The 25532-nt window shown below is 44.3% G+C and carries 36 protein-coding genes; 31 read left to right on the top strand and 5 right to left on the bottom strand.

The features are described 5' to 3' along the window. The first annotated feature begins 1 nt into the window (after nucleotide 1). Nucleotides 2-3658: a DNA-directed RNA polymerase subunit beta' gene (gene rpoC, locus LROSL1_RS04185; protein ID WP_017262641.1), complete on the top strand. Its 3657-nt coding sequence runs from the start codon at nucleotides 2-4 to the stop codon at nucleotides 3656-3658. A 237-nt stretch (nucleotides 3659-3895) separates the two neighbouring features. On the opposite strand, the gene LROSL1_RS04190 is transcribed toward rpoC, so the two are convergent. The 3 genes from LROSL1_RS04190 to LROSL1_RS04200 all read right to left on the bottom strand — a co-directional run bounded on the left by LROSL1_RS04190 (nucleotide 3896) and on the right by LROSL1_RS04200 (nucleotide 6738). Continuing rightward, a complete protein-coding gene (locus LROSL1_RS04190) occupies nucleotides 3896-5575 on the bottom strand; it encodes an oleate hydratase (protein ID WP_178913845.1) in 1680 nt (559 codons plus the stop codon). A gap of 6 nt (nucleotides 5576-5581) precedes the next feature. Next, nucleotides 5582-5935, bottom strand: a complete 354-nt coding sequence (locus tag LROSL1_RS04195) for an ArsR/SmtB family transcription factor (RefSeq protein ID WP_017262643.1) — start codon at nucleotides 5933-5935, stop codon at nucleotides 5582-5584. Between the two features lie 113 nt (nucleotides 5936-6048). After that, the gene (locus LROSL1_RS04200; protein ID WP_178913846.1) at nucleotides 6049-6738 is read right to left on the bottom strand and encodes a prepilin peptidase; all 690 of its coding nucleotides are present in this window, start codon (nucleotides 6736-6738) and stop codon (nucleotides 6049-6051) included. 308 nt (nucleotides 6739-7046) lie between these two features. On the opposite strand from LROSL1_RS04200, the gene rpsL reads away from it, so the two are divergent. The 3 genes from rpsL to fusA all read left to right on the top strand — a co-directional run bounded on the left by rpsL (nucleotide 7047) and on the right by fusA (nucleotide 10160). Next, nucleotides 7047-7460 carry a 30S ribosomal protein S12 gene (gene rpsL / locus LROSL1_RS04205; protein WP_017262644.1) on the top strand — a complete coding sequence of 138 codons (414 nt, stop codon included), beginning with the start codon at nucleotides 7047-7049 and terminating at the stop codon, nucleotides 7458-7460. A 20-nt stretch (nucleotides 7461-7480) separates the two neighbouring features. Next, entirely contained in the window at nucleotides 7481-7951 is a 471-nt protein-coding gene (gene rpsG, locus LROSL1_RS04210; RefSeq protein ID WP_017262645.1) for a 30S ribosomal protein S7, read from the top strand. A gap of 103 nt (nucleotides 7952-8054) precedes the next feature. Beyond that, nucleotides 8055-10160 (top strand): elongation factor G, encoded by a 2106-nt coding sequence (fusA, locus tag LROSL1_RS04215; protein WP_017262646.1) that lies wholly within the window; start codon nucleotides 8055-8057, stop codon nucleotides 10158-10160. An 86-nt stretch (nucleotides 10161-10246) separates the two neighbouring features. Here the strand turns inward: fusA and LROSL1_RS04220 are convergent, their stop codons facing one another. Further along, nucleotides 10247-11668, bottom strand: coding sequence for a C69 family dipeptidase (locus tag LROSL1_RS04220; RefSeq protein ID WP_178913847.1), 1422 nt, complete (start codon nucleotides 11666-11668; stop codon nucleotides 10247-10249). 161 nt (nucleotides 11669-11829) lie between these two features. Further along, nucleotides 11830-12396, bottom strand: coding sequence for a cysteine hydrolase family protein (locus tag LROSL1_RS04225; protein ID WP_178913848.1), 567 nt, complete (start codon nucleotides 12394-12396; stop codon nucleotides 11830-11832). Nucleotides 12397-12736: 340 nt separating this feature from the next. Here LROSL1_RS04225 and rpsJ point away from each other — a divergent pair, with 340 nt between their 5' ends. The 27 genes from rpsJ (at nucleotide 12737) to rpsK (ending at nucleotide 25531) form a co-directional block, all read left to right on the top strand. Continuing rightward, on the top strand, nucleotides 12737-13045 hold the full coding sequence (gene rpsJ, locus LROSL1_RS04230; protein WP_017262649.1) for a 30S ribosomal protein S10: 309 nt from the start codon (nucleotides 12737-12739) through the stop codon (nucleotides 13043-13045). A gap of 68 nt (nucleotides 13046-13113) precedes the next feature. Beyond that, the gene (gene rplC / locus LROSL1_RS04235; protein WP_017262650.1) at nucleotides 13114-13773 is read left to right on the top strand and encodes a 50S ribosomal protein L3; all 660 of its coding nucleotides are present in this window, start codon (nucleotides 13114-13116) and stop codon (nucleotides 13771-13773) included. Nucleotides 13774-13799: 26 nt separating this feature from the next. Continuing rightward, nucleotides 13800-14426 (top strand): 50S ribosomal protein L4, encoded by a 627-nt coding sequence (gene rplD, locus LROSL1_RS04240; RefSeq protein ID WP_017262651.1) that lies wholly within the window; start codon nucleotides 13800-13802, stop codon nucleotides 14424-14426. Beyond that, nucleotides 14426-14713, top strand: coding sequence for a 50S ribosomal protein L23 (rplW, locus tag LROSL1_RS04245; RefSeq protein ID WP_017262652.1), 288 nt, complete (start codon nucleotides 14426-14428; stop codon nucleotides 14711-14713). The genes rplD and rplW overlap by 1 nt, the downstream gene beginning before the upstream one ends. An 85-nt stretch (nucleotides 14714-14798) precedes the next feature. After that, the gene (gene rplB / locus LROSL1_RS04250) at nucleotides 14799-15632 is read left to right on the top strand and encodes a 50S ribosomal protein L2 (protein WP_017262653.1); all 834 of its coding nucleotides are present in this window, start codon (nucleotides 14799-14801) and stop codon (nucleotides 15630-15632) included. 85 nt (nucleotides 15633-15717) lie between these two features. Continuing rightward, nucleotides 15718-15996 carry a 30S ribosomal protein S19 gene (rpsS, locus tag LROSL1_RS04255; RefSeq protein WP_017262654.1) on the top strand — a complete coding sequence of 93 codons (279 nt, stop codon included), beginning with the start codon at nucleotides 15718-15720 and terminating at the stop codon, nucleotides 15994-15996. A 16-nt stretch (nucleotides 15997-16012) separates the two neighbouring features. Beyond that, nucleotides 16013-16360: a 50S ribosomal protein L22 gene (gene rplV / locus LROSL1_RS04260; RefSeq protein ID WP_017262655.1), complete on the top strand. Its 348-nt coding sequence runs from the start codon at nucleotides 16013-16015 to the stop codon at nucleotides 16358-16360. 12 nt (nucleotides 16361-16372) lie between these two features. Beyond that, on the top strand, nucleotides 16373-17035 hold the full coding sequence (rpsC, locus tag LROSL1_RS04265; RefSeq protein WP_017262656.1) for a 30S ribosomal protein S3: 663 nt from the start codon (nucleotides 16373-16375) through the stop codon (nucleotides 17033-17035). A gap of 2 nt (nucleotides 17036-17037) precedes the next feature. Further along, entirely contained in the window at nucleotides 17038-17472 is a 435-nt protein-coding gene (gene rplP, locus LROSL1_RS04270) for a 50S ribosomal protein L16 (protein WP_017262657.1), read from the top strand. A gap of 2 nt (nucleotides 17473-17474) precedes the next feature. Continuing rightward, entirely contained in the window at nucleotides 17475-17675 is a 201-nt protein-coding gene (gene rpmC, locus LROSL1_RS04275) for a 50S ribosomal protein L29 (protein WP_017262658.1), read from the top strand. A gap of 27 nt (nucleotides 17676-17702) precedes the next feature. Then, nucleotides 17703-17966, top strand: a complete 264-nt coding sequence (rpsQ, locus tag LROSL1_RS04280) for a 30S ribosomal protein S17 (protein ID WP_017262659.1) — start codon at nucleotides 17703-17705, stop codon at nucleotides 17964-17966. Nucleotides 17967-18012: 46 nt separating this feature from the next. Further along, nucleotides 18013-18381: a 50S ribosomal protein L14 gene (gene rplN, locus LROSL1_RS04285; protein WP_017262660.1), complete on the top strand. Its 369-nt coding sequence runs from the start codon at nucleotides 18013-18015 to the stop codon at nucleotides 18379-18381. Nucleotides 18382-18431: 50 nt separating this feature from the next. Further along, nucleotides 18432-18740, top strand: a complete 309-nt coding sequence (rplX, locus tag LROSL1_RS04290) for a 50S ribosomal protein L24 (protein WP_017262661.1) — start codon at nucleotides 18432-18434, stop codon at nucleotides 18738-18740. 27 nt (nucleotides 18741-18767) lie between these two features. Beyond that, nucleotides 18768-19310: a 50S ribosomal protein L5 gene (gene rplE, locus LROSL1_RS04295; protein WP_017262662.1), complete on the top strand. Its 543-nt coding sequence runs from the start codon at nucleotides 18768-18770 to the stop codon at nucleotides 19308-19310. Nucleotides 19311-19327: 17 nt separating this feature from the next. Next, a complete protein-coding gene (locus LROSL1_RS04300; protein WP_017262663.1) occupies nucleotides 19328-19513 on the top strand; it encodes a type Z 30S ribosomal protein S14 in 186 nt (61 codons plus the stop codon). Nucleotides 19514-19600: 87 nt separating this feature from the next. Continuing rightward, on the top strand, nucleotides 19601-19999 hold the full coding sequence (gene rpsH / locus LROSL1_RS04305; RefSeq protein ID WP_017262664.1) for a 30S ribosomal protein S8: 399 nt from the start codon (nucleotides 19601-19603) through the stop codon (nucleotides 19997-19999). 29 nt (nucleotides 20000-20028) lie between these two features. Continuing rightward, entirely contained in the window at nucleotides 20029-20565 is a 537-nt protein-coding gene (gene rplF, locus LROSL1_RS04310; protein ID WP_017262665.1) for a 50S ribosomal protein L6, read from the top strand. Between the two features lie 80 nt (nucleotides 20566-20645). Beyond that, nucleotides 20646-21002 (top strand): 50S ribosomal protein L18, encoded by a 357-nt coding sequence (gene rplR / locus LROSL1_RS04315; RefSeq protein WP_017262666.1) that lies wholly within the window; start codon nucleotides 20646-20648, stop codon nucleotides 21000-21002. An 18-nt stretch (nucleotides 21003-21020) separates the two neighbouring features. Further along, nucleotides 21021-21521 (top strand): 30S ribosomal protein S5, encoded by a 501-nt coding sequence (gene rpsE, locus LROSL1_RS04320; protein WP_017262667.1) that lies wholly within the window; start codon nucleotides 21021-21023, stop codon nucleotides 21519-21521. 13 nt (nucleotides 21522-21534) lie between these two features. Further along, nucleotides 21535-21720 carry a 50S ribosomal protein L30 gene (rpmD, locus tag LROSL1_RS04325; protein WP_017262668.1) on the top strand — a complete coding sequence of 62 codons (186 nt, stop codon included), beginning with the start codon at nucleotides 21535-21537 and terminating at the stop codon, nucleotides 21718-21720. Nucleotides 21721-21752: 32 nt separating this feature from the next. Further along, nucleotides 21753-22187, top strand: a complete 435-nt coding sequence (rplO, locus tag LROSL1_RS04330; protein WP_017262669.1) for a 50S ribosomal protein L15 — start codon at nucleotides 21753-21755, stop codon at nucleotides 22185-22187. After that, nucleotides 22188-23525: a preprotein translocase subunit SecY gene (secY, locus tag LROSL1_RS04335; RefSeq protein ID WP_178913849.1), complete on the top strand. Its 1338-nt coding sequence runs from the start codon at nucleotides 22188-22190 to the stop codon at nucleotides 23523-23525. It abuts the gene before it with no gap. 2 nt (nucleotides 23526-23527) lie between these two features. Further along, entirely contained in the window at nucleotides 23528-24193 is a 666-nt protein-coding gene (locus LROSL1_RS04340) for an adenylate kinase (RefSeq protein WP_017262671.1), read from the top strand. A gap of 161 nt (nucleotides 24194-24354) precedes the next feature. After that, entirely contained in the window at nucleotides 24355-24570 is a 216-nt protein-coding gene (gene infA / locus LROSL1_RS04345) for a translation initiation factor IF-1 (protein WP_017262672.1), read from the top strand. 33 nt (nucleotides 24571-24603) lie between these two features. Continuing rightward, entirely contained in the window at nucleotides 24604-24723 is a 120-nt protein-coding gene (gene rpmJ / locus LROSL1_RS04350) for a 50S ribosomal protein L36 (protein WP_081495882.1), read from the top strand. 24 nt (nucleotides 24724-24747) lie between these two features. Continuing rightward, nucleotides 24748-25113, top strand: a complete 366-nt coding sequence (gene rpsM / locus LROSL1_RS04355; protein WP_017262673.1) for a 30S ribosomal protein S13 — start codon at nucleotides 24748-24750, stop codon at nucleotides 25111-25113. A 28-nt stretch (nucleotides 25114-25141) separates the two neighbouring features. Continuing rightward, nucleotides 25142-25531, top strand: a complete 390-nt coding sequence (rpsK, locus tag LROSL1_RS04360) for a 30S ribosomal protein S11 (protein ID WP_017262674.1) — start codon at nucleotides 25142-25144, stop codon at nucleotides 25529-25531. The last annotated feature ends 1 nt before the right edge of the window (nucleotide 25532 follow it).

Here is a 25532-nt window from a genome sequence, read left to right on the forward strand (position 1 = left end):
TTTGATTGATGTCAACAAATTTGAAAGCATGCAGATTGGGCTTGCGTCGCCCGACAAAATCCGCAGCTGGTCATATGGTGAAGTTAAGAAGCCTGAGACCATCAATTATCGGACATTAAAGCCTGAACGTGATGGCTTGTTCGATGAACGGATTTTTGGCCCAACAAAAGACTGGGAATGTGCGTGTGGTAAGTACAAACGGATTCGCTATAAGGGTGTTGTTTGTGACCGTTGTGGTGTTGAAGTTACACGTTCTAAGGTTCGTCGTGAACGGATGGGGCATATTGAATTAGCTGCTCCTGTTACCCACATTTGGTACTTCAAGGGTATTCCTAGTCGTATGGGGTTGGTTCTTGACATGAGCCCACGGGCACTTGAAGAAATCATCTACTTTGCTTCATACGTTGTGTTGGAATCAGGCAACACACCTTTGGAACGCAAGCAGTTGTTATCTGAACGTGAATACCGTGAAAAGAAAGCCCAATATGGTAACGAATTCCAAGCTGAAATGGGTGCCGAAGCAATTCGTAAATTGCTGGCAGCTGTTGACTTGGATAAAGAAGCCAGCGAATTGAAGGAAGAATTAAAGGATGCATCTGGTCAAAAACGGACTCGTGCCGTTCGTCGTCTAGATATCTTGGAAGCCTTTATTCAATCCGGTAACCGTCCTGACTGGATGGTTATGGACGTTGTTCCGGTTATTCCACCGGACTTACGGCCAATGGTTCAATTGGAAGGTGGTCGTTTTGCCACTTCTGACTTGAACGACTTATACCGTCGTGTTATCAACCGTAACAACCGTTTGAAGCGGTTGTTAGACTTGAATGCACCTGGTATCATCGTGCAAAACGAAAAGCGGATGTTGCAGGAAGCTGTTGACGCGTTAATTGATAACGGTCGTCGTGGCCGTCCTGTCGCCGGTCCTGGTAACCGTCCGTTGAAGTCACTATCTCATATGTTGAAGGGTAAGCAAGGACGGTTCCGTCAAAACTTACTTGGTAAACGTGTTGACTACTCTGGCCGTTCTGTTATTGATGTTGGCCCAACTTTGAAGATGAACCAAATGGGGTTACCTGTGCCAATGGCCATGGAACTCTTCAAGCCATTCATCATGAAAGAGTTGGTTAAGCGTGATCTTGCTTCTAACATCAAGAATGCTCGTCGTAAGATCGACCGTCAGGATAACGATGTTTACGATGTTCTTGAAGATGTTATCAAGGAACACCCAGTTCTGTTGAACCGGGCCCCTACCTTGCACCGTCTTGGGATTCAGGCATTTGAACCAGTGCTTGTTTCTGGTAAAGCGATGCGTGTGCACCCACTTGTGTGTGAAGCCTACAACGCCGACTTCGATGGTGACCAAATGGCCATTCACGTTCCGTTATCAGACGAAGCGCAAGCTGAAGCACGTTTGCTGATGCTGGCTGCCGGACACATCTTGGCACCTGCCAATGGTCGTCCAGTGGTTACACCTTCTCAGGATATGGTTATCGGTAACTACTACCTGACTACTGAGGAAGCTGGTCGTGAAGGCGAAGGCATGATCTTTAAAGATCTGAACGAAGCTCGCGTGGCCTACCAAAACGGTTATGTTCACTTACACAGCCGTGTTGGTGTGCAAACTTCATCAATGCCAACTAAACCATTTACTGATGAACAAAAGAGCCGTATCTTGATTACGACTGTTGGGAAGATGATTTTTAATGCCATCTTGCCTGACGAATTCCCATACTTGAACGAACCAACGAGTGACAACTTGACAGACGGTATCGATGACCGGTTCTTCTTGGAACCTGGTACTGACTTGAAGTCAGTATTGAGTAATCAACCGCTGAATGATCCATTCAAGAAAGGCTTCTTGGCTGATATCATTGCTGAAGTCTACAAGCGTTACAAGGTAACAGCTACTTCATTGCTATTGGACCGGATGAAGGATTTGGGTTACTACGAATCTACTAACTCTGGTTTGACGGTTGGAATCGCTGATATTTCAACGTTGAAGACGAAGAATGATGTCGTTGCTGATGCACGTAAGCAAGTTGCTACGATTTCTAAGCAGTTCCGTCGTGGTTTAATTACTGATGACGAGCGTTACCAACGTGTTATTGACGTTTGGAACACTGCTAAGGATGACATTCAAGAACAATTGGTTGACTCCATGGAGTGGAATAACCCAATCTTTATGATGAGTGATTCCGGTGCTCGTGGTAACATTTCAAACTTTACTCAACTAGCTGGTATGCGTGGTTTGATGGCTGCGCCTAACGGTCAAACAATGGAATTGCCAATCGTTTCAAACTTCCGTGAAGGTCTCTCTGTGTTGGAAATGTTTATTTCCACTCATGGTGCCCGTAAAGGTATGACTGATACGGCTTTGAAGACTGCCAACTCTGGTTACTTGACTCGTCGTCTGGTTGATGTTGCGCAAGACGTTATCATTCGTGAAAAGGACTGTGGTACTGACCGTGGTTTGACGATTCATGCCATTACTAACGGTAATGAAATGATCGAATCCTTGTACGAACGGATTCTTGGTCGTTATGCAATGAAGTCAGTTAAACATCCTAAGACTGGTGAAACCTTAGTTAAGGCTAACCAGATGATCGATGAAGACGTTGCTCAATCCATCGTTGATGCTGGCGTAACAGAAGTTGTGATTCGTTCAGCCTTCACTTGCAACACGAAACATGGTGTTTGTGAACGTTGTTACGGTCGTAACATGGCCACTGGTGACCGGGTTGAAGTTGGTGAAGCAGTTGGTACTGTTGCTGCCCAATCAATCGGTGAACCTGGTACTCAATTGACCATGCGTAACTTCCATACTGGTGGTGTTGCCGGTGACGATATTACCCAAGGGCTTCCTCGTGTTCAGGAAATTGTTGAAGCTCGGAACCCTAAAGGTAAAGCTGAGATTACTGAAGTGACTGGGACAATCGTCTCAATCGAAGAAAACCCAGCTGAACGGACGAAAGAAGTTACGGTTAAAGGTGAAGCCGAAACACGTTCATACACGTTGCCATTACGGGCGCGGATGCGTGTTGCTGAAGGTGACTTTATCCACCGTGGTTCCGCATTGAACGAAGGGTCAATTGATCCTAAGGAATTGCTGAAAGTTCGTGACGTTCTGTCAACCGAAAACTACCTGTTACGTGAAGTTCAACGTGTTTACCGGATGCAAGGTGTTGGTATTGCCGACAAGCATATTGAAATCATGGTTCGTCAGATGATGCGGAAAGTTCGTGTCATGGATCCAGGTGACACTGATATGTTGCCAGGAACATTGATGGACATTGCTGACTTTAAGGATGCTAACACGAAGACGTTAGTTGCTGGTGGTATTCCTGCAACTAGTCGTCCAGTGATCTTAGGTATTACTAAGGCTGCTTTGGAAACAAACAGTTTCTTGTCTGCTGCTTCGTTCCAGGAAACAACGCGGGTTCTTACCGACGCTGCTATCCGTGGGAAGAACGACCCACTTGTTGGGTTGAAGGAAAACGTTATTATCGGGAAGATCATTCCAGCTGGTACTGGGATGCCAGATTACCGGAAGATTCAGCCAAAAGAGGCTGAAGTAACTGGTACCGAGGGCGTTTATTCCATTAGTGACTTAGAAAAGAAAATGCGTGAAGAGGATGCTAAGAACACAAGTACCAAGTAATTGGATGCTATCCGTGTAATTACTGATTCTTGAATCGTGAAAAAGGTCTGCCGGACAATTTGTCTAGCAGGCCTTTTTGTACATAGTAATTAACTGACGCTTACGGTTGTCAAAACTGAATGCCAGCCGTGGGACGGCGTTTCTGGTCGACGTAACGGCTCCACAAGAACAAACAAAATCAGTTCGCAACCTCCAAATCATAGAGGCTGTGAACTGATTTGTTTGATACAAGGTTAATTATCTGAACATTGTCTTGGTTGCACGGGCCATGACTTTCGGATCTTTTTCATAGTGGTGAAGCGGTGTTAGTTTGCTCAATGGAATGCCTAAGAACGTGTACACAGCAAGCTGCGCGCAGCGGAATGAATATTGTTCTGTAAATACCATGTCAAATGGCATTTCAGCAAATTGACTGATAAAGGCGAGGTTGTGACTGTGCTTTGGAACCACTAATGGCCGGTCACCAACTGCCCGTCGGTTGAAGAGGGCGCTGGCATAAGGCATGTAAACAGGAATGACATTGACGGTTGATGCCATAATATCGTCAATGTGGTCACCAATCTTGTCGCGGCTATCATCAACTTCGTTCAAGTGACCAATAAGTTCGGTGAGAATTTCACGACCAGTCATTTCAATGAATGGTTTATTGACGTAATCACCATGCCGTCGAGGGTACATAATGTATCCCCAGAAGACGGTTTCGTTTTCCTTTTGTGCGTGAAAATGAGGTTGATGATGAACAACGATTGACATTAATCCAGTACTGTCGATCCAAGTATTCAATGCATTACCAGGTTGTTGTTGAGTGATTCGGGTGATTTCATTAAGTAGTTTGTGATCATTGTTTGTGACCGTGAAACTCATCCACTCACTTTGTTCCCGGTCATTAAAGAATTTATCTGGATGACCAAGGTCATAGAAGTGCTCGGAAGCTTGTTTCCATAGAGCTGCACTTGGCGCATATTCGTGGTTTTCCTTCAGTGGGGTATCCATGTCCCCAAACGAAGAACTGTCGGTGATAGAGCCATTAGTGTCGAAGACAAAATCATCGTCATTAACGTCAACGTGGCCAGCTTGATGATCGCCATCAACTTCTTCGTAATCGAAACCGGTTACGATAATATCGTCGCGCATTGGCGTGTCCTTGAAGGTGAGCGCCGTAACTTTACGATTATTAATGAAAGTTACACCATGATCCTCTAAGAACTTGCGCATCGGCAAAATGAGACTTTCGTACTGGTTGTAAGGTGTGCGAGTAACACCCTCGAGTGTGTTAATACGACTAAATTCAAGGATCATACGGTTCATGTAACGACGCAGTTCCATCGCTGAACTTTGACGTTTGAATGCAAAAGTTGTTTGCCACATGTACCAGAAGTTAGTGGTGAAGAAGTGTGGTGAACTGGCAAACCATTCATCAATCCCGATATCATTCAGGCGTTCTTCTTTGCTTTCCGGCATCAACATTAGTTTTGTCAGAAGGTAGCGGTCACGGTTGTCAAACTGCATGTGGCGGTAATCATTTTCGTCGCCTTTGTTGCGAATGCCGTTTACTTTATCCATCAACCGGGCAACATCGTGAGTTGGGTGTGCGTGGTCGAAGGCTAAAATCTCATCAGTCACAGATTGATTAGGGTGATCTAGTGATGGAACGTAGCGCATGAGATCCCATAAGTTTTCATACGTTTCCTCGTTGAGCATCCGACCACCTTTGGCAAGGTAACCTTGACTGTTTTTAAGAGCTTGGTTACCGTACTCATTTTCGTAGCCAGTTACTGTGTCACCATCGTTTGCACCGTGGGTTTCAAGACCGTACATGGTGATCTGGTCACCGTGCCAACCACCATCGCGAATGAGGTAAATTCCTGCTGCTAAGTTACCAATGCCTGTACCAATCATGTATGCATGCTGTGCCATATTCGCTCACTCCTTTGTTTGTTGAACCGAGTTATTACTGTTCCTAATCGTATCTAACAAGTGGCCAACTTGATCCAACGCGTCATTTACGGTCAGGTGATACCGATGATTAAGGCCTTCATGGGTGGTGGACACAAGGCCAGCTTGTCGCAAAATTTTGAGATGATGCGATACTGCTGGCTGTGAAAGACTCATGTGTGAGGTCAACTCAGTAACAGTCAAACCGGTGTTCAAATGAGCACCTAATAAAATGATTAACCGTTGCCGATTTTGATCGGCCAGTGTGTTCAACAAGTCAAGATTACTAATGAACTCATCCAGTGCTTTTTGCTGACCCTGTGGTAATGTCGTTTCACTCATAAAAATCACCTCGCTCTATCGATACATTTAACTACATGAATATAGTAACGCGAATAAGTTGCTTTTGCAACCGCTTACAAAGCGCTTACTTGGTCAATTTAAAGGGCCAATTGTCAAATAAAAGCATACAGCTGAACGATAATTAGACCACTAAAAAGGTACGGGATAAAAGGAAGTCGACTTGGGCGTTGTTGGCTCAGATAAAAGTGAGTCAAGGCGATTAATGATGCAAACAAGATACTGGCAATGGTAACTTGCACTGGAAACATTAAAGACAGCACAGCGATGCAGTCAACATCGCCGTTGCCCATAACACGAAACTGGTGGATAAAATAGAGCGAGGCTAAATACATTGTGGTTACCATTAGCAATTTTAACCAGCTAAACTGTTGATGAATCAATGCTAGTACTAGTAAAGTCACAATTGGCCACGCAGAGATGGATAGGTGTGCGGCGTCCTGACAAGCCAAGGCCAGCAGGACTAAATTAAAAACAATTAGACTGATAGCTGCGTTAAAAGGATTGAAATGGATGATGAGCGCGCCAAGTAGACCGACTGAACTTTCTGCGAGTGGGTAGATGAAAGACACTGGCTGATGACAGTCGGGACACCGTCCTAACTGAAGAAGCCAGCCAAGGCAGGGAATGAGTTGCCACCAACGAAGACGTTGAGCACATTGATCACACTGTGATCGCGAAAAGGTGACGGGGCAGTTATTAGCAAGCCTAGTGCTGATACACATGATGGAAGAGACAAAAAGCGTAATGTAAATGAAACTGATGCAGAAGATGATGTATGGCATAATAAAAACACCGTCCTTTATTGGTTTTGTCTTAACATACGTAAAAAGATTCGTGATGTTCGTCCATTACGCGAAAACTTTGTTCGAACTAGCTTTTTTCGTGTTGAAACCTTGACGCATATGGACGGGGATGATATTCTATTAAAGGTGCTTTTTTGTGAAAGTGTCTGCCATCCATGGCGGCTGGAGCTAAAACAGCAATCATACTGGAAAACAGATTTAGGTTTCGATTTTTTTTATAACTTAAAAAGAACCGCCTGGATGTGTGGACTTAAACTAAAACAAAGAATCGGAAGGAGGACATTTAGATGCCAACGATTAACCAACTCGTTCGTAGTGGTCGTAAGTCTAAAACGTCAAAATCAGATGCCCCAGCATTAAACTTCGGGTACAACAGTTACAAGAAAGAACAAACTAACAACGCTGCTCCTCAAAAACGTGGGGTTGCAACTCGTGTCGGTACTATGACACCAAAGAAGCCTAACTCAGCTTTGCGGAAATACGCCCGTGTGCGTTTGTCCAACTTGATTGAAGTTACCGCATACATTCCTGGTATTGGTCATAACCTGCAAGAACATAGTGTTGTTCTTATCCGTGGTGGTCGTGTTAAGGATTTACCTGGGGTTCGTTACCACATTATTCGTGGTGCTCTGGATACTGCCGGTGTTACTGACCGGAAACAAAGCCGTTCTAAGTACGGTACTAAGAAGCCTAAGGCTTAATCAAGAAAGGAAGATAAACGATGGCTCGTAAAGGACATATCCCAGCACGTGAAGTGCTACCTGATCCAATTTACAACTCAAAGCTGGTTACCCGTTTAATCAACCGCTTGATGTTAGACGGTAAGCGGGGAACTGCATCAACGATTTTGTATGATGCCTTTGATCAAATTAAAGAAACAACTGGTAATGAACCGTTGGAAGTATTTGAAGAAGCAATGAACAACATCATGCCTGTTATGGAAGTTAAGGCTCGCCGTGTTGGTGGGTCTAACTACCAGGTGCCAATCGAAGTTCGTCCAGAACGTCGTAGTACTTTGGGCTTACGTTGGTTAGTTCAATACTCACGGTTACGTGGGGAACACACCATGACTGAACGTTTAGCTCGTGAAATCATGGATGCTGCCAACAACACTGGTGCTTCTGTTAAGAAGCGTGAAGACACTCACCGGATGGCTGAAGCTAACCGTGCCTTCGCACATTACCGTTGGTAAAAACAACCGACTATTCAGCCGGTGGCTCCCTTTGACACCCATCTACATGTGGTGTCATTTTTGGGATTTAAGCATTGCATAAGCTAATTTAAAGGAGAAAATAATGGCTAACAAACGTGAATTTCCACTCGAAAAAACACGTAATATCGGGATCATGGCCCATATCGATGCCGGTAAAACCACGTTAACTGAACGGATTCTTTACTATACTGGTAAAATTCACAAAATTGGTGAAACCCATGATGGTGCTTCACAAATGGACTGGATGGCTCAAGAACAAGAACGTGGGATTACCATTACGTCTGCTGCTACAACAGCGCAATGGAAGAACCACCGGATCAACATTATCGATACTCCAGGACACGTGGACTTCACAATGGAAGTTGAACGTTCCTTGCGTGTGCTAGATGGTGCGATCGCTGTTCTTGATGCTCAGGCTGGTGTTGAACCACAGACTGAAACTGTTTGGCGTCAGGCTTCCACTTATAACGTTCCCCGTATCGTGTTCGTTAATAAGATGGATAAGTTAGGTGCTGACTTTGACTTTTCTGTTGACTCATTAGGTGACCGTTTACAAGCTAACGCTCACGCCGTTCAGATGCCAATCGGTGCTGAAGATGATTTCGAAGGGGTTATTGACCTGATCGAAATGAAAGCAGACTTGTACGATGAAGATGCTCTTGGAACTGAATGGGATACTGTTGATATTCCTGAACAGTATGTTGAAGAAGCTCAAAAGCGTCGTGATTCATTAGTTGAAGCCGTTGCTGAATCTGATGATGAACTGATGGAAAAATACCTTAACGGTGAAGAAATCAGTAAAGACGAATTGAAGGCTGGTATTCGTCGTGCCACTTTGGCAAACGAATTCTTCCCAGTTCTTGCGGGTTCTGCTTACAAGAACAAGGGTGTTCAGATGTTAATGGATGCTGTTGTGGACTACTTGCCATCACCACTTGATGTTAAGCCTTACACAGCGGTTAACCCAGATACTGATGAAGAAGAAGACCTTATTGCCGGCGATGACAAAAACTTCGCTGCCTTAGCATTTAAGGTTGCTACTGACCCTTACGTTGGTCGTTTAACATTCATTCGTGTTTACACGGGTACTTTGGAATCCGGTTCATACGTTTTGAACGCTACTAAGGATAAGCGTGAACGTGTTGGTCGTTTGCTACAAATGCATTCAAACCAGCAAAACGAAATCCCAGAAGTTTTCTCTGGTGACATCGCTGCTGCCATCGGTTTGAAGAACACCACAACTGGTGACTCTTTGACTGATGTTGATCACCCATTGCATCTTGAATCAATGGTCTTCCCTGAACCTGTTATTCAGGTTGCCGTTGAACCTAAGACTAAGGCTGACCAAGACAAGATGAACAACGCCTTGCAAAAGCTTTCTGAAGAAGACCCAAGTTTCCGTGCTGAAACCAACTCAGAAACTGGTGAAACTTTGATTTCTGGTATGGGTGAACTTCAATTGGATATCTTAGTTGACCGGATGAAGCGTGAATTTAAGGTTGAAGCCACTGTTGGTGCACCTCAAGTTGCTTACCGTGAAACGATTACGAAGTCTGCTCAGGTTGAAGGTCGTTTCATTCGCCAGTCTGGTGGTAAAGGTCAATATGGTGATGTTTGGATTGAATTCACACCTAACGAAACTGGTAAGGGTTACGAATTTGAAGACGCCATTGTCGGTGGGGTTGTTCCTCGTGAATACATTCCTTCAGTTGACAAAGGGTTACAAGAATCCATGGCCAATGGTATGGTTGCAGGTTACCCAGTAGTCGACGTTAAGGCTAAGCTTTACGATGGTAGTTACCATGATGTCGATTCTTCAGAAGCTGCATTTAAGATTGCCGCTTCTCTGGCATTACGTGAAGCTGCTAAGAAGGCTGCCCCAGTTATCTTGGAACCAATCATGAAGGTTGATATTGTTGCACCAGAAGACAACCTTGGTGATGTTATGGGTCACGTAACTGCTCGTCGTGGTACTGTTGATGGTATGGAAGCTCGTGGGAATGCACAAGAAGTTCATGCATTTGTTCCATTGGCTGAAATGTTTGGTTATGCGACAACCTTGCGTTCAGCAACACAAGGTCGTGGGACATTTACTATGACATTTGACCACTACTCAGCTGTTCCTAAGTCAGTTCAAGAAGAAATTATTAAGAAGAATGGCGGTAACAACAGTCATCCTGAAGACTAATTGTCATTTAGTTGACATTAAAAAGCGACATCTAGCAAATTTGCTAGGTGTCGTTTTTTTAGTTAGTTCAATTTTCTAAACGATAACTAATAGTTATCCCTCGTAAATGTGCCGGGAACCAGGTTACCAGCAGTTCCAATAACCTTACTTAGTAACTCGGATGTTTGCGCCATAATATGGTCGGCAGTTTTGTCGTTAGCTGTCGTTAGCGCGTCTGTCAATGCGGCATCGCTTAATTGAGCATTAGCTGTATCGATTTCGTGCACACGTTGGTGACCGTAACCTAATGTTTTCTCCTGATAACTTTCAACATCACTTATCGTGGCCTGAAAGTGATCGGCAGCTAGAACAGCAATTAGTCGATTTGCCCAATAGGCATTTTTACTGTCGACCACGGCGGTCGTATCACGGTAGCTTGCTGGCGTATCATTAACATTTGTGAAAAACGGAACCAGTGTGTTAAATGGATTGGCGGATAAAGCTACCCATTGGATTGCGGCGCGCTCAGTAGGCACGTTTGGCCGAATTTGAAGAACACTTAATTCTTGTGTCCGGTTGATCCCAATTGGTCGGTAAGGAGCTGTTTCTTTAGTTGCACCCAGAGCGAACGGATCGTAAGGGGTATCCTGATAATGTGAGCTGAGCACAAACTTGATGTCTTCGATAGTTATTTTATGGTCAGCATGAGTAATAAACGGGAGGTCGTCACTCATTGGTGTTTTGTCCTGCGATGCAGCGCGGTTAAAGTATCGCTGTGCATACCATGCCCGTGGCGTATTGTAGTGATGATCAAGTTGAGAATGTGATCCGAAAATTTCACGGAAGTTGAAATGATCACCCAGGTTAAGGTGGTTTTCCTCAACGAAGGTTTGTAAATCATCCGCAAACATGAAATTGGTTGAATCTGCAAAGTTAACTTCTTGGATACCTGTTTGGTTAGGGGCAACAACGTAAGCGTCATCTGGGATCCGCTGCGCAACCCAGTGATGACCACCAGCAGTTTCCATATACCAAATTTCGTTTGCGTCAGAGAAAATAATGCCGTTTGATTCGTAAGTGCCGTGCGTTTTCAAAATTTCACCGACACGCTCAACACCTTCACGTGCGCTGTGAATATAAGGGAGGGTGACAGTTAGCAGATCCTCTTCGCCTACACCAGCTTTAGTTAGCGGGTCGGCCCCTAGGATGCGCTCGTTTGTGGTAATGGTTTCAGTAGCGCTCATCGCGACATTGGCACTGTTGATACCAGCTTCACCCCAAATGCCCTGTTTATCCACTGCGTTAGGAATAGCGGTGTAGCGTAACGGGTTGTCAGGTAGCGTGATGCTAAACTGACTCATCTTAGCTTTGTATTCGTGAGGTTGATTTTCAGGTTTGACGACAACGAATTTTTTAGGGTCGGAGGCCGTACCGGTATCTTCGTTACGAGCAATCAATGTTGAGCCATCGTAACTGGCATTCTTACCAACTAGAATAGTAGTACACGTACTTAATTCAGAAAGCGACATAATAAAACCTCCATGGTTAATTATCAGCTTGATTATATTTGGCTGACTTTCTCTTTCACTATAACACTTGCAAATTTAATCCGCGGTGTTGGATCGGATAGTGTCGCCAATGGGTTCACATACTATAGTAGAAACAAGATCATCCACGTATGTTTTTTTTGCTAAACAATCGTCGCACCAAGCGTGTTTTCAAAGTGTTTCAAGGCCCAAGAGTGGCCAATGGGATCGAAAGAGGCAACAGCGTCTTTATGAACAGTCAGCTGGTAATCCAAGTTGTAGGCATCGACAGCTGTGTGCAATACACAGATATCCGTACAGACACCCGTAAGGTGAAGATTGGTGATGCGACGGCTGCGTAAAAAGTTATCTAAATTAGTGTTGGCAAACGCACTATAGCGATTCTTGTCGAAATAGTAGACGTGGTCCTCATCCTTATGTGACTGATACCATGATTCCAATTCACCGTACAACTCCCGCCCCCACGTATCCTTTAAGTTATGGGCTGGGAATAGTTTAGTTTCTGGATGGTAAGGGTCTACACCATCATGCAAATCAGTTGGAAGAATGACGTAGTTACCGTTTTGAAAAAATTGTTCAGCGAGCGTTAAAATATTAGATTCAATTTTTTGACCGGGTTTACCAGTAGTGAGGGCGCCTTTAGTAGCGACGAAGTCATTTGTGTAATCAATAATCAGTAAGGCCTGTTTACCGAAATCCATTTGTTTCATGGTTTTCCTCCAAATTTAAGTAAGCGCGATTGAGTATATTATAGATAAAAAGATGTAGTTTTGATAAAATTTATGCGCGGATTAAACAGAAAATTTCGTTTTGTAATCAAAACGAAATTAACAAACGTAAATAAAACCTTGCCATTACGGGCTTAGGTTGGTATAGTAGATAGGTGCTTGTGCGAGATAAGGGACAATTTTGCCCTTTAGATCGCGCGGCAACAAGCGAGCATTGATGTGAAAGGTTGCGACACACCCGGCCGCTTTGCCACGGAGGTGTGGCGGTAATTTTCACGGAGCTAGCCTATTTCTAAAAAATAGACGTTAGGAGGGAACAAATATGGCAAGTAAGAAAATTCGGATTCGCTTAAAGGCTTATGAGCACCGTATCCTTGATCAGTCAGCTGACAAGATCGTGGAAACGGCAAAACGGACTGGTGCTGAAATTTCAGGTCCAATTCCGTTACCAACTGAACGGACACTTTTCACGGTGTTACGTTCACCACATAAGTTTAAGAAATCACGTGAACAGTTCGAAATTCGGACTCATAAGCGTTTAATCGACATTGTCAACCCAACTGCTAAAACAGTTGATTCATTGACTAAGCTTGAATTGCCAAGCGGTGTTGATATCGAAATCAAGTTATAATTTGGTTTCCTCGTTCTAAGCCGGTCATTAATTTGACGGTAAAAATACATTATATCGGAGGTGTACTCATGACCACTAAAGGAATCTTAGGGAAAAAGGTCGGGATGACGCAAGTCTTCACTGAAAACGGCGAATTAGTCGCTGTTTCAGTTATCGATGTAACACCTAACGTAGTATTGCAAGTTAAGACCGTTGAAAACGATGGTTACAACGCAATTCAGTTAGGTTTCGATGACAAACGTGAAGTTTTGTCTAACAAGCCCGAGCAAGGTCATGTAGCAGCAGCAAAAACGGCTCCTAAGCGCTTCGTTCGTGAAATTCGGAATGTTGAGCTTGGAGAGACGAAAGTCGGTGACGAGCTTAAAGCAGACGTCTTCGCAGAAGGTGAAGCAGTCGACGTTACCGGAATCACAAAAGGGCATGGGTATCAAGGTAACATCCATAAGGATGGCCAATCACGTGGACCAATGGCCCATGGGTCTCGTTACCACCGTCGCCCAGGTTCAATGGGTGCCATCATTAACCGCGTCTTCAAAGGCAAGCCACTTCCAGGACGTATGGGTAACCATAAGGTAACCATGCAAAACTTGAAGATTGTCCGCGCAGACTTAGACAACAATGTATTGTTGATCAAGGGTAATGTACCAGGTGCAAACAAGTCATTTGTTACAATTAAAAGTTCTGTTAAGGCCGGTTTAAAGAAGAACAACCGCCACAGCGAAAAATAATATAAGGGAAGGGAGGATTAATAGCTATGACTACCAGCGTTGATTTATTCAAACAAGATGGTAAGAAGTCAGGCACAGTTGATTTAAACGATGCTGTGTTTGGTATCGAACCTAACAATAATGTCATCACCGATGCCGTATTGATGCAACGCGCTTCAATGCGTCAGGGTACTCACGCGGTTAAAAACCGTAGTGCTGTACGCGGTGGTGGTAAGAAACCATGGCGTCAAAAAGGTACTGGTCGTGCTCGTCAAGGGTCGATCCGTTCACCACAATGGCGTGGCGGTGGTGTTGTCTTCGGACCAACTCCACGTTCATACGCTTACAAGTTGCCACAAAAAGCGCGTCAGCTTGCCATGAAGTCTGTCTTATCACAAAAGGTCTTGGACAAAGCCTTGGTTGTCGTTGATGCCTTAGATTTTAAAGCACCAAAGACTGCTGAATTTGCCACTGTTTTAGACAACCTGAAAGTTGCTGAAAAGACCCTTGTTGTGGTTGAAGATGACAACGAAAACGCAGCATTGTCTGCACGTAACTTAGCTAATGTCACTGTTTTGACTGCTAAGGGCGTTAATGTTTTGGATGTTGTTAACAACGACAAGATGGTGATTACGCAATCTGCTCTTTCTCAGGTAGAGGAGGTGCTCGCATAATGGAAGCACGTGATGTGATTTTACGCCCAGTTGTGACTGAGTCTTCAATGGCTGATATCGATGACAAGCGTTATACGTTTGATGTTGATACTCGCGCAACCAAGACGCAAATCAAGAGCGCCATCGAAGAAATCTTCGATGTTAAGGTAATCAAACTTAACGTAATGAACGTTAAGGGACACCTTAAGCGCCAAGGACGTTACAGTGGTTACACTAAGAAGCGTCGTAAGGCAATCGTTACTTTGAGTGCAGACTCAAAGGAAATCAAGTTATTTAACGAAGAATAGTCTTCTTCAATCTATGCGCCGATGATGATACGGCTCCTCACAAGGGACAACCAATCACGGCACGAAAAATTAGGAGGAAAGTATAGTGGGTATTAAGAGTTATAAACCAACCACTAACGGTCGTCGTAACATGACCGGTTCCGACTTTAGTGAAATCACTAAAACGACCCCTGAAAAGTCGTTATTGGAATCACAAAGTCACCGTGCAGGCCGTAACAACCAAGGCCACATGACTGTTCGTCATCGTGGTGGTGGTACAAAGCGTGCTTACCGGATTATCGACTTTAAGCGTATTAAAGACGATTACAAGGCAACTGTTAAGGCTATTGAATACGATCCAAACCGGACCGCTAACATTGCTTTACTAGTTTATGAGGATGGAACAAAGTCATACATCTTAGCACCTAAGGGGCTAGAAGTTGGCACTGTTGTTGAATCAGGCCCTGAAGCAGATATCAAAGTTGGTAATGCATTGCCATTAACTAACATTCCAGTTGGTACTGTTATCCATAACATTGAATTAAAGCCTGGTAAAGGTGGCCAAATTGCTCGTTCAGCTGGTGCATCTGCTCAGTTGTTGGGTAAGGAAGGCAAGTATGCCTTAGTTCGTTTGGCCTCTGGTGAAGTTCGCATGGTTCTTGCTGCTGGTCGTGCTACTGTTGGTGCGGTTGGTAACGAACAACACGAACTGATCAACTTAGGTAAAGCGGGTCGTAAGCGTTATGCTGGTCAACGTCCACATGTTCGTGGGTCAGTTATGAACCCTAACGATCACCCACATGGTGGTGGTGAAGGTAAAGCCCCAGTCGGCCGTCCATCGCCAATGTCACCATGGGGTAAGAAGACTGCTGGTAAGAAGACTCGTAACCACAAGGCTCGTTCTAACAAGCTTATTGTGCGTGACCGTCGGAAGAAGTAATCTTTCTTATTCAATGCATATACGACATTAGTTGTTAAACACACGAACGCGTTAGCTAATAGCTAACAAGAGAGGAGGCCACACGATGGGTCGTAGTCTTAAAAAAGGACCTTTCGCCGATGAACATCTGCTGAAGAAAATCGCTGCACAAGCTGATTCTGAAAAGAAGACAGTGATCAAAACTTGGTCACGCCGTTCAACGATTTTCCCTAGCTTCATCGGGTACACTATCGCTGTTTATGACGGACGGAAGCATGTCCCAGTGTTCATCTCTGATGACATGGTTGGTCACAAGCTTGGCGAATTTGTTCCAACGCGGACTTTCCGCGGACACGCTGGTGCCGACAAGGTTACTAGTAAATAATTAGGAGGACTGAACAATGGCTGAACAAGTTACATCTGCAAAAGCAACTGCAAAGACTGTTCGTGTCGCTGCTCGTAAGGTTCGCCTAGTTGTTGACCTTATTCGCGGCAAGAGCGTTAACGAAGCATTTGCCATTTTAAAATTCACGCCTCGCGGTGCTGCCGAAGACGTAGAAAAAGTATTGAAGTCTGCTGTTGCTAATGCTGAAAACAACTTCGACTTAGATCGAGCTGACTTAGTTGTATCTGAAGCATTTGCTAATGAAGGACCAACCCTTAAGCGGTTCCGTCCTCGGGCTAAAGGTTCCGCATCACCAATTAACAAGCGGACTAGTCATATCACAGTAGTCGTATCTGAAAAGTAGGAGGGAACAAGCGTGGGTCAAAAAGTAAATCCAAACGGATTTCGTGTCGGAGTTATCCGCGATTGGGAAGCCAAGTGGTATGCTGATAAAGATTACGCAACTTGGTTAATCGAAGACGTTAAAATTCGTAAGTTTATCGATCAAAGACTTGCCGACGCATCTGTTTCAACCGTTGAAATCGAACGGGCTGCTGGTCGAGTGGTATTATCCATTCACACTGCTAAGCCTGGGATGGTTATCGGTAAAGGTGGGTCAGAAGTTGAAAAGCTCCGTAAGGAACTTAACAGCTTAACTGGCAAGCAAGTACACATCAACATCATTGAAATCAAGAAGCCTGACTTGGATGCTCATTTAGTTGGGGATTCAATTGCCAAGCAATTAGAGCAACGTGTTGCTTTCCGTCGCGCTATGCGTGGTGCTATCCAACGTACTATGCGTTCTGGTGCACACGGAATCAAAGCAATGGTTTCAGGCCGTTTAAACGGTGCTGACATTGCCCGTAAAGAACGTTACTCAGAAGGAACTGTTCCGTTGCATACATTGCGTGCGGACATTGACTATTCTTGGGACGAAGCACGGACTACTTACGGTATGCTAGGTGTTAAAACCTGGATCTACCGTGGTGAAGTTCTTCCTGCCAAGAAGTCAGCAAATACTCAACGAGGAGGGAAATAATCATGCTGGTACCTAAACGTGTAAAGCACCGTCGGGAATTCCGCGGTCACATGCGTGGTGAAGCCAAGGGCGGCAAGACAGTTGCATTTGGCGACTACGGTTTGCAAGCTATTACTTCATCATGGGTTTCTAACCGCCAGATTGAAGCGGCTCGTGTTGCCATGAACCGTTACATGAAGCGTGGTGGTAAAGTTTGGATCAAGATTTTCCCTCATAAGTCCTACACTTCTAAAGGTGTTGGTGTTCGTATGGGTAACGGGAAAGGGGCACCTGAAGGTTGGGTATCTCCTGTAAAGCGTGGCAAGGTTATGTTTGAAGTAGGTGGCGTTTCTTCTGAAGTTGCGCACGAAGCTTTACGTTTAGCTAGCCACAAACTGCCCGTTAAGACGAAAATCGTCTCACGAGAAGAAGCAGAAGCAGAAGTAGGTGGCGAATAATTATGAAAATGACTGATATTAGTAAATTAACCACTGCTGAAATGATTGATAAAGAAAAGGGCTACAAGGACGAATTGTTCAACTTACGTTTCCAATTGGCTACTGGTCAATTAGAAAACACTGCTCGTTTAAAGCAGGTTCGTAAGAACATCGCCCGGTTGAAGACGGCTCTCCGTCAACAAGAATTAAGCCAAAGCAAATAATTAGAATACGAAAGGAGAACTTAACCTATGACTGAACGTAACGCACGTAAGGTTTACCAAGGCCACGTGGTTTCTGACAAGAACGACAAGACGATTATCGTCGCAATCGATACTTACAAGACCCACCCAGTTTATGGTAAGCGGGTTAAATACACCAAGAAGTTCGTTGCGCAAGATGACAACAACGAAGCCAAGACTGGCGATATCGTACGGATTATGGAAACTCGGCCTTTGTCAAAGACCAAGCACTTCCGCCTATTGAATGTCGTTGAAAAGGCTGTCATCCTGTAACACCATTTCTACGTATTCTAATTAGCTGCGGAAGGAGGATAAAACCGTGATTCAACAAGAAAGTCGTTTAAAGGTCGCTGATAACTCTGGTGCCCGTGAAATCTTGACAATCAAGATCTTGGGTGGTTCCACTCGTAAGTCAGCCAACATCGGTGACATTATTGTTGCTACTGTTAAACAAGCAACACCAGGTGGCGTTGTAAAAAAGGGTGACGTTGTTAAAGCTGTTATCGTTCGGACTGTATCCGGTATGCACCGTACTGATGGCTCATACATTAAGTTTGACGACAACGCAGCTGTTATTATCTCAGATGACAAGAGCCCTCGTGGTACTCGTATCTTTGGACCAGTTGCGCGTGAACTTCGTGAAGGTAACTTCATGCGGATCGTTTCGTTAGCACCTGAAGTTCTGTAATCAAAGTAATCAAGCTGGATGCATAAGTTGAACGGGAGGTGCACAGCAGAATGTTCTTAAAAACTGGAGATCAAGTTCGCGTAATCGCCGGTAAGGATAAGGGTAAGGAAGGTGCCGTAAAGGCAACCTTAGCCAAGTCAGACCGCGTCGTCGTGGAAGGCATCAACATGGTGAAGAAACACCAGAAGCCAAACAACGAATACCCACAAGGTGGAATCGTTGATGTTGAAGCGCCAATCCACGTATCTAACGTAATGTTAATTGACCCATCAACTAAGAAGCCAACGCGTGTTGGTTTTAAAGTTGAAGATGGTAAAAAGGTTCGCGTTGCCAAGAAGACTGGCAATACAATCGCTTAATTTTAGGGAAAGGAGGAATATCTTAGAATGACTAACCGTTTGAAAGAACGATACGAAAAGGAAATCAAACCTTCCTTAATCGAAAAATTCAACTACAGTTCAAGCATGCAAGCCCCACACATCGACAAGATTGTGCTGAACATGGGGGTTGGTGATGCAACCACTAACTCAAAGAACTTGGACGAAGCCGTTAATGAAATGACCCTTATTGCTGGGCAAAAGCCAGTTATTACAAAGGCCAAGAAGTCAATTGCCGGTTTCCGTCTTCGTGAAGGAATGTCCATTGGTGCTAAGGTAACTTTGCGCGGTGAACGGATGTATGACTTTTTAGACAAGTTGATCAATGTGTCATTGCCACGTGTTCGTGACTTCCATGGTGTTTCTAACCGTTCATTTGATGGACGTGGGAACTACACTTTGGGTGTTCGTGAACAACTGATCTTCCCTGAAATCAATTACGACAACGTTAACCGGGTTCGTGGTATGGATATTGTTATCGTAACCACTGCTAACACTGATGAGGAATCCCACGAGTTGCTTGCCCAACTTGGGATGCCATTTACTAAGTAATAGGAGGTTCCACAAACATGGCAAAGAAATCAATGGTTGTAAAAAGCCAACGCCCAGCTAAGTTTTCAACGCAAGCTTACACACGTTGTGAACGTTGTGGACGTCCGCACTCAGTTTATCGTAAGTTCCATCTATGCCGCCTTTGCATGCGTGAATTAGCCCACAAGGGTCAAATTCCTGGCATGAAGAAAGCTAGTTGGTAGACTTCGGTCTTTACTGAGTAAATTCGATTTGGATTCCTTTCAAGTCGTTTTATTGATTTTATCGATACTAAAAGGAGGCAAATATCGATGTCTATGACTGACCCGATTGCAGACTTTTTAACTCGGATTCGTAACGCGAACATGGTTCGTCACGATTCAGTTGAAGTTCCTGCATCAAAGATTAAACATGACATTGCGGAAATCTTGAAAAATGAAGGTTTCATTCGCGATGTTGAATACATTGACGACGACAAGCAAGGTATTATCCGTGTATTTCTTAAGTACGGTAAGGATGGCGAACGTGTCATCTCTGGCTTAAAGCGGATTTCCAAGCCTGGTTTACGTTCATACGTAAAGGCCGATTCAGTTCCTAAGGTTTTGAACGGTTTAGGGATTGCAATCATCTCTACGTCTGAAGGTGTGATCACCGATAAAGAAGCACGTCAAAAAGACGTGGGCGGCGAAGTGCTCGCTTACGTTTGGTAATCATTTAGAATCGATCGGAGGTGTAAAACGTGAGTCGTATTGGTTATAAAGTTGTAACTTTACCCGCTGGGGTAGAAGTTAAACAAAACGGTAACGATGTGACTGTTAAAGGACCTAAAGGTGAGTTAACCCGGACGTTCTCTGACATGATCACAATGAAAGTAGACGGTACTGAAGTTTCGTTTGATCGTCCTGACGACAACAACAAAACAAAGGCCGTTCACGGAACTACTCGTGCCAACTTCGCCAACATGGTTGAAGGTGTTACAGATGGTTTCAAGAAGACATTGAAGTTAGTCGGTGTTGGGTACCGTGCACAATTGCAAGGCACTAAGCTGATCATGAGTGTTGGTTACTCAAACCCTGTTGAATTCGATGGCCGTAAAGGTGTTACGGTTGAAGTTCCTGACAACACTACTGTTGTTTTATCAGGTATTTCTAAGCAACAAGTCGGTGACTTTGCTGCTGAAATCCGTGGTATCCGTCCACCAGAGCCTTATAAAGGTAAAGGTATTCGTTACGAAGGCGAATATGTTCGTCGTAAGGAAGGTAAAACTGGTAAGTAGACTTTTGTCTACTTCTTTGTTTGCCACTATCGTGTCGCAGTGCACGCATTCACTGCGAATAAAATATGAGGTGAATTGTTGTGATTTCTAAACCAGATAAGAATAAAACACGTCAACGCCGCCATGCGCGCGTTCGTGGCAAGATTTCTGGTACTGCGCAGCGCCCACGCTTGAACGTTTATCGTTCTAATTCAAACATCTACGCGCAAGTAATTGATGACGTAGCGGGTGTGACGCTGGCAAGTGCCTCAACACTAGATAAAGATGTTAAGGGAACTAGCAAAACAGAAAAAGCTGCTTCTGTTGGTGAACTAGTTGCTAAACGCGCTAACGAAAAGAAGATTACTGATGTTGTCTTCGATCGTGGCGGTTACTTATATCATGGTCGGGTAGAAGCTTTGGCTGAAGCCGCTCGTGAAAACGGACTTAAATTCTAGAGAAGGAGGAATAACCAAATGGCTTTTATCGACCCAAGTAAGTTAGATTTAGAAGATAACGTCGTTTCCATCAACCGGATTACGAAAGTTGTTAAGGGTGGTCGTCGTCTTCGTTTTGCTGCCTTAGTCGTTGTTGGTGACCACAATGGTCATGTTGGCTTTGGTACTGGTAAGGCTCAAGAAGTTCCAGAAGCTATTCGTAAGGCTGTCGAAGCTGCTCACAAGAACTTAATTAAAGTTCCTGTTGTTGGTTCAACGTTGCCTCATGAAGTGCTGGGTATTTACTCAGGATCAAAGGTTATGCTTAAGCCAGCCGTTGAAGGTTCTGGTGTTGCTGCTGGTGGTGCCGTTCGTGCCGTCATGGAACTTGCCGGTGTTGCCGACGTTACAAGTAAGTCTCTTGGTGAAAGCACACCGATTAACGTTGTGCGTGCCACCTTTGAAGGACTTAAGGAATTAAAGCGTGCAGAAGATGTTGCTGCCTTGCGTGGTGTGTCTGTAGAACACTTAGCTGAATAGGAGGACGAAACTCATGGCTAATCAAGTAAAAGTTACTTTAGTGAAAAGTGCCGTTCACCAGAAGCCCAAGGTTCGTAATGTTGCGTATGGTTTAGGACTAGGTCGTGTTAACAGCACGGTCGTACGTCCTAACAACGAAGCAACACGCGGTGCCATCGCTAAGATCGCGCACTTAGTCACAGTTGAAGAAGTTAAGTAATCACATTTCTAGTGTAAGGAGGTGCCAACCTAATGAAGTTGAACGAATTACAACCAAGCGAAGGTTCTCGTAAAGCACGTATGCGCCGCGGTCGCGGTACATCAGCCGGGAACGGTAAAACTTCCGGTCGTGGTCAAAAGGGTCAAAAGGCTCGTAGTAAGACACGTGTCGGTTTTGAAGGGGGTCAAATGCCTCTGTACCGTCGTATTCCAAAACGCGGTTTCACTAACATTAACCGTAAGGAATACGCCATCGTTAACTTGGCTTCCTTAAACAGTTTTGATGAAGGTGCTGATGTTACACCAACTACCTTAGTTGAAGCAGGTTTAGTGAAGAACGAAAAGAGTGGTGTTAAGGTTCTTGGTAACGGTGAAGTTACTAAGAAGTTGACTGTCCACGCTAACAAATTCTCAAACGCAGCTGTAGCTGCAATTGAAGCAGCCGGCGGTAAGACTGAGGTGATCTAGTTGATCTCGACGATTTCGAATGCTTTTAAGAGTCGTGAAATCCGAAATAAGATCTTCTTTACCTTGTTTGTCTTAAGTGTCTATCGGTTAGGCTGTTATATTACCGTTCCCGGAGTTAATGCGCATGCTTTACAAGCAGTGGCAAGCTCCGGGCTTGTTAATGTAATGAACATCTTTTCCGGTGGTGGTTTGACGAACTATTCCTTGTTTGCAATGGGGGTTTCCCCGTTTGTTACTGCTCAAATTGTTGTTCAATTACTCCAGATGGATATTGTGCCGCGGTTTGTTGAATGGAGTAAACAAGGTGATGTAGGTCGGCGTAAGTTGAACCAGGCGACACGCTATCTAACGATTGTGTTAGCCTTTGTTCAATCAATCGGTATCACAGCTGGTTTTAACGTCTTAGCTTCCATGCATTTGATTAAGACACCAAATGCACAGACTTTTATCATGATTGGAATTTTGCTCACGGCTGGAACAATGTTTGCTACTTGGCTGGGTGATATGATTACTCAGCGTGGTTTAGGAAATGGTGTTTCGATGATTATTTTTGCCGGAATCATTGCGCGCACACCAGTTGGTGTTCGTCAATTATGGCAAGAAAATGTCACTGATGCCTCCAAGGGCCAAATGTGGCAGGGTATTCTGTTCATCGTTGCTGTTCTCGTTCTAGTTATCGTAATTATCGTTGCTGTAACGTGGGTGCAACAAGCTGAACGGCGGATTCCAATTCAATATACGCGTCGCGCAACTACGTCTGGATCAGGTAGTTATCTGCCTTTGAAAGTTAACGTTGCCGGTGTTATTCCGGTTATCTTCGCTAGTTCTTTGATTTCGACGCCTCAGTCAATTCTGTTGGCGTTCCAAAAGAGTCATGGTGCGGATAACTGGTACCAAGTGATGTCTCGTATCTTCAATATGCAAACGACTGAAGGTGCCATTCTGTACACTGTATTAATTGTCTTGTTTACTTTCTTCTATGCTTTTGTTCAGGTTAATCCTGAGAAATTGTCCGAGAACTTACAAAAGCAGGGCAGTTATATTCCAAGTGTTTGGCCTGGTAAAGACACACAAAGCTATGTTTCTCATTTGCTCATGCGTTTAAGTACTGTCGGTTCACTGTTCCTTGGATTAGTTGCCTTAGTACCGCTGTTGGCCAGTGATATTTGGGGCCTAGACGAATCCATTGGTCTTGGTGGCACGTCATTACTAATCGTTGTTGGGGTTGCCATTGACATTATTCGTCAATTGGACGGCTTAATGATGAAACGACAATACGTTGGTTTCATCCAAGATGATGCGCTTGAAGCACATGAAACAGAAAAACAGGAGGATTAATCATGGCATTCAATTTGATTCTGATGGGCTTGCCTGGTGCTGGTAAAGGTACGCAAGCACAAAAGATCGACGAAAAATATCAAGTACCGCATATTTCGACGGGGGATATTTTCCGCGAGGCAATGGCTAACAAGACTGAAATGGGACTTGCTGCTAAAGCTTACATTGATAAGGGTGAATTGGTTCCCGATGAAGTCACGAACGGTATTGTTCGTGACCGTCTCAGCCAACAGGACGTTTTAACGAATGGCTTCATGTTGGATGGGTATCCACGGAACTTAGATCAAGCGGCCGCTTTAGATAAAATGTTGGCTGACTCTGATCGTCACTTGGACGCCGTGATTAATATCGACGTTGAACCATCGGTATTGGTTGACCGATTATCTGCACGGTACATTTGCCGTGTATGTGGTGCAACCTATAACCGTATTAGTAACCCGACCAAAGTTGAAGGAACGTGTGACGTTTGTGGGTCGCATGATTTTTATCAACGTGACGATGACAAGCCTGAAACGGTTAAGAATCGTTTGGCGGTGAACATCAAGATGAACACGCCATTGGTTGATTACTATAAGAATCAAAATGTTCTGCACACCATTAACGGCGAACGGGACATTGACCTCGTCTTCAAAGACGTTGCTGACGTGCTTCAGTCAGTTAACGACTAGAGTGTAGTGTTTGCAGTCCCTTTAAGAATGTGATAAACTCTCTTGGTATGGTTTGCGCAATGTTTTTGTAAAGAGGGTGGAAACGGTGGTTTTCGCCGTTTTTCCGTCGTTCGACGCCACCGTATTTATAAAATACTTTTTTAAAAGGGAGGTAAACCTGCTTGGCTAGTGACGTAATTGAAATCGAAGGTACTGTTAAAGAAACGTTGCCTAATGCAATGTTTAAAGTAGAACTTGAAAACGGTCACGAAATCTTGGCTCATGTGTCGGGTAAGATTCGGATGCATTACATTCGTATTTTACCTGGTGATAAGGTAACTGTTGAAATGTCACCTTATGACTTAACAAAGGGTCGGATTACGTACCGTTTCAAGTAATACCTAAGGCCTCATAATTCTGGAGGAAATATCATGAAAGTAAGACCATCAGTTAAACCAATGTGCGAACACTGCCGTGTTATCAAACGTAACGGCCGTGTTATGGTGATTTGCTCAGCAAACCCAAAGCACAAGCAACGTCAAGGTAAATAATTCATATAAAAGGAGGTAATTGTTATGGCTCGTATTGCAGGTGTTGACTTACCACGTGACAAACGGATCGTGATCGGTTTAACTTACATTTTCGGAATCGGTAATACTTCAGCTCAAAAGATTTTGGCTGAAGCTGGTGTTAGCGAAGACGTTCGTGTTCGGGACTTGGCTCCAGAAGACGAAGATAAGATTCGTGCAATTGTTGATAACTACAAGGTTGAAGGAGATCTTCGCCGTGAAGTTAGCTTAAACATCAAGAACTTACAAGAAATTGGTTCATACCGAGGCATGCGTCACCGTCGTGGTTTACCAGTGCGTGGACAACACACTAAGAACAACGCACGGACTCGCAAAGGCCCAGCTAAATCAATTGCTGGTAAGAAGAAGTAATTCAAGATAAAGGAGGTTAGCATTTCTTATGGCAGGTAGAAAAACATCGCGTAAGCGTCGTGTAAAAAAGAACATCGAGTCAGGTGTTGCACATATTCACTCAACGTTTAACAACACTTTAGTTATGATTACTGACGTTCAAGGGAACGCTGTTGCTTGGTCTTCAGCTGGTGCCCTTGGTTTCCGTGGTAGTCGTAAATCCACTCCTTTCGCTGCACAAATGGCCGCTGAAGCCGCAGCTAAAGGCTCTATGGAACATGGTATGAAGACGGTTGAAGTTGCCGTTAAAGGTCCAGGTTCCGGTCGTGAAGCAGCTATCCGTGCTCTGCAGTCAACTGGTCTAGAAGTTACGGCAATTCGTGACGTCACACCAGTGCCGCATAACGGATCTCGTCCTCCAAAGCGTCGTCGTGTTTAAT

Origin of the sequence: Furfurilactobacillus rossiae (assembly GCF_013394005.1) — a bacterium.
Classification (GTDB): domain Bacteria; phylum Bacillota; class Bacilli; order Lactobacillales; family Lactobacillaceae; genus Furfurilactobacillus; species Furfurilactobacillus rossiae.

What these genes read in the sequence shown, in the direction of transcription:
- rpsQ (WP_017262659.1), top strand. Translation starts at nt 17,703, where the DNA reads ATGACTGAACGTAACGCACGTAAGGTTTACCAAGGCCACGTGGTTTCT.
- rpsK (WP_017262674.1), top strand. Translation starts at nt 25,142, where the DNA reads ATGGCAGGTAGAAAAACATCGCGTAAGCGTCGTGTAAAAAAGAACATC.
- LROSL1_RS04190 (WP_178913845.1), bottom strand. Translation starts at nt 5,575, where the DNA reads ATGGCACAGCATGCATACATGATTGGTACAGGCATTGGTAACTTAGCA.
- LROSL1_RS04200 (WP_178913846.1), bottom strand. Translation starts at nt 6,738, where the DNA reads ATGCCATACATCATCTTCTGCATCAGTTTCATTTACATTACGCTTTTT.
- rpsG (WP_017262645.1), top strand. Translation starts at nt 7,481, where the DNA reads ATGGCTCGTAAAGGACATATCCCAGCACGTGAAGTGCTACCTGATCCA.
- rplO (WP_017262669.1), top strand. Translation starts at nt 21,753, where the DNA reads ATGAAGTTGAACGAATTACAACCAAGCGAAGGTTCTCGTAAAGCACGT.
- LROSL1_RS04225 (WP_178913848.1), bottom strand. Translation starts at nt 12,396, where the DNA reads ATGAAACAAATGGATTTCGGTAAACAGGCCTTACTGATTATTGATTAC.
- rplV (WP_017262655.1), top strand. Translation starts at nt 16,013, where the DNA reads ATGGCTGAACAAGTTACATCTGCAAAAGCAACTGCAAAGACTGTTCGT.
- LROSL1_RS04340 (WP_017262671.1), top strand. Translation starts at nt 23,528, where the DNA reads ATGGCATTCAATTTGATTCTGATGGGCTTGCCTGGTGCTGGTAAAGGT.
- rplX (WP_017262661.1), top strand. Translation starts at nt 18,432, where the DNA reads ATGTTCTTAAAAACTGGAGATCAAGTTCGCGTAATCGCCGGTAAGGAT.
- rplD (WP_017262651.1), top strand. Translation starts at nt 13,800, where the DNA reads ATGACTACCAGCGTTGATTTATTCAAACAAGATGGTAAGAAGTCAGGC.
- fusA (WP_017262646.1), top strand. Translation starts at nt 8,055, where the DNA reads ATGGCTAACAAACGTGAATTTCCACTCGAAAAAACACGTAATATCGGG.
- rpsS (WP_017262654.1), top strand. Translation starts at nt 15,718, where the DNA reads ATGGGTCGTAGTCTTAAAAAAGGACCTTTCGCCGATGAACATCTGCTG.
- LROSL1_RS04300 (WP_017262663.1), top strand. Translation starts at nt 19,328, where the DNA reads ATGGCAAAGAAATCAATGGTTGTAAAAAGCCAACGCCCAGCTAAGTTT.
- LROSL1_RS04195 (WP_017262643.1), bottom strand. Translation starts at nt 5,935, where the DNA reads ATGAGTGAAACGACATTACCACAGGGTCAGCAAAAAGCACTGGATGAG.
- rpsH (WP_017262664.1), top strand. Translation starts at nt 19,601, where the DNA reads ATGTCTATGACTGACCCGATTGCAGACTTTTTAACTCGGATTCGTAAC.
- rpsJ (WP_017262649.1), top strand. Translation starts at nt 12,737, where the DNA reads ATGGCAAGTAAGAAAATTCGGATTCGCTTAAAGGCTTATGAGCACCGT.
- rplE (WP_017262662.1), top strand. Translation starts at nt 18,768, where the DNA reads ATGACTAACCGTTTGAAAGAACGATACGAAAAGGAAATCAAACCTTCC.
- rpsL (WP_017262644.1), top strand. Translation starts at nt 7,047, where the DNA reads ATGCCAACGATTAACCAACTCGTTCGTAGTGGTCGTAAGTCTAAAACG.
- rpsE (WP_017262667.1), top strand. Translation starts at nt 21,021, where the DNA reads ATGGCTTTTATCGACCCAAGTAAGTTAGATTTAGAAGATAACGTCGTT.
- rpsM (WP_017262673.1), top strand. Translation starts at nt 24,748, where the DNA reads ATGGCTCGTATTGCAGGTGTTGACTTACCACGTGACAAACGGATCGTG.
- rplP (WP_017262657.1), top strand. Translation starts at nt 17,038, where the DNA reads ATGCTGGTACCTAAACGTGTAAAGCACCGTCGGGAATTCCGCGGTCAC.
- rpmJ (WP_081495882.1), top strand. Translation starts at nt 24,604, where the DNA reads ATGAAAGTAAGACCATCAGTTAAACCAATGTGCGAACACTGCCGTGTT.
- rplC (WP_017262650.1), top strand. Translation starts at nt 13,114, where the DNA reads ATGACCACTAAAGGAATCTTAGGGAAAAAGGTCGGGATGACGCAAGTC.
- rpmD (WP_017262668.1), top strand. Translation starts at nt 21,535, where the DNA reads ATGGCTAATCAAGTAAAAGTTACTTTAGTGAAAAGTGCCGTTCACCAG.
- rplW (WP_017262652.1), top strand. Translation starts at nt 14,426, where the DNA reads ATGGAAGCACGTGATGTGATTTTACGCCCAGTTGTGACTGAGTCTTCA.
- LROSL1_RS04220 (WP_178913847.1), bottom strand. Translation starts at nt 11,668, where the DNA reads ATGTCGCTTTCTGAATTAAGTACGTGTACTACTATTCTAGTTGGTAAG.
- rpmC (WP_017262658.1), top strand. Translation starts at nt 17,475, where the DNA reads ATGAAAATGACTGATATTAGTAAATTAACCACTGCTGAAATGATTGAT.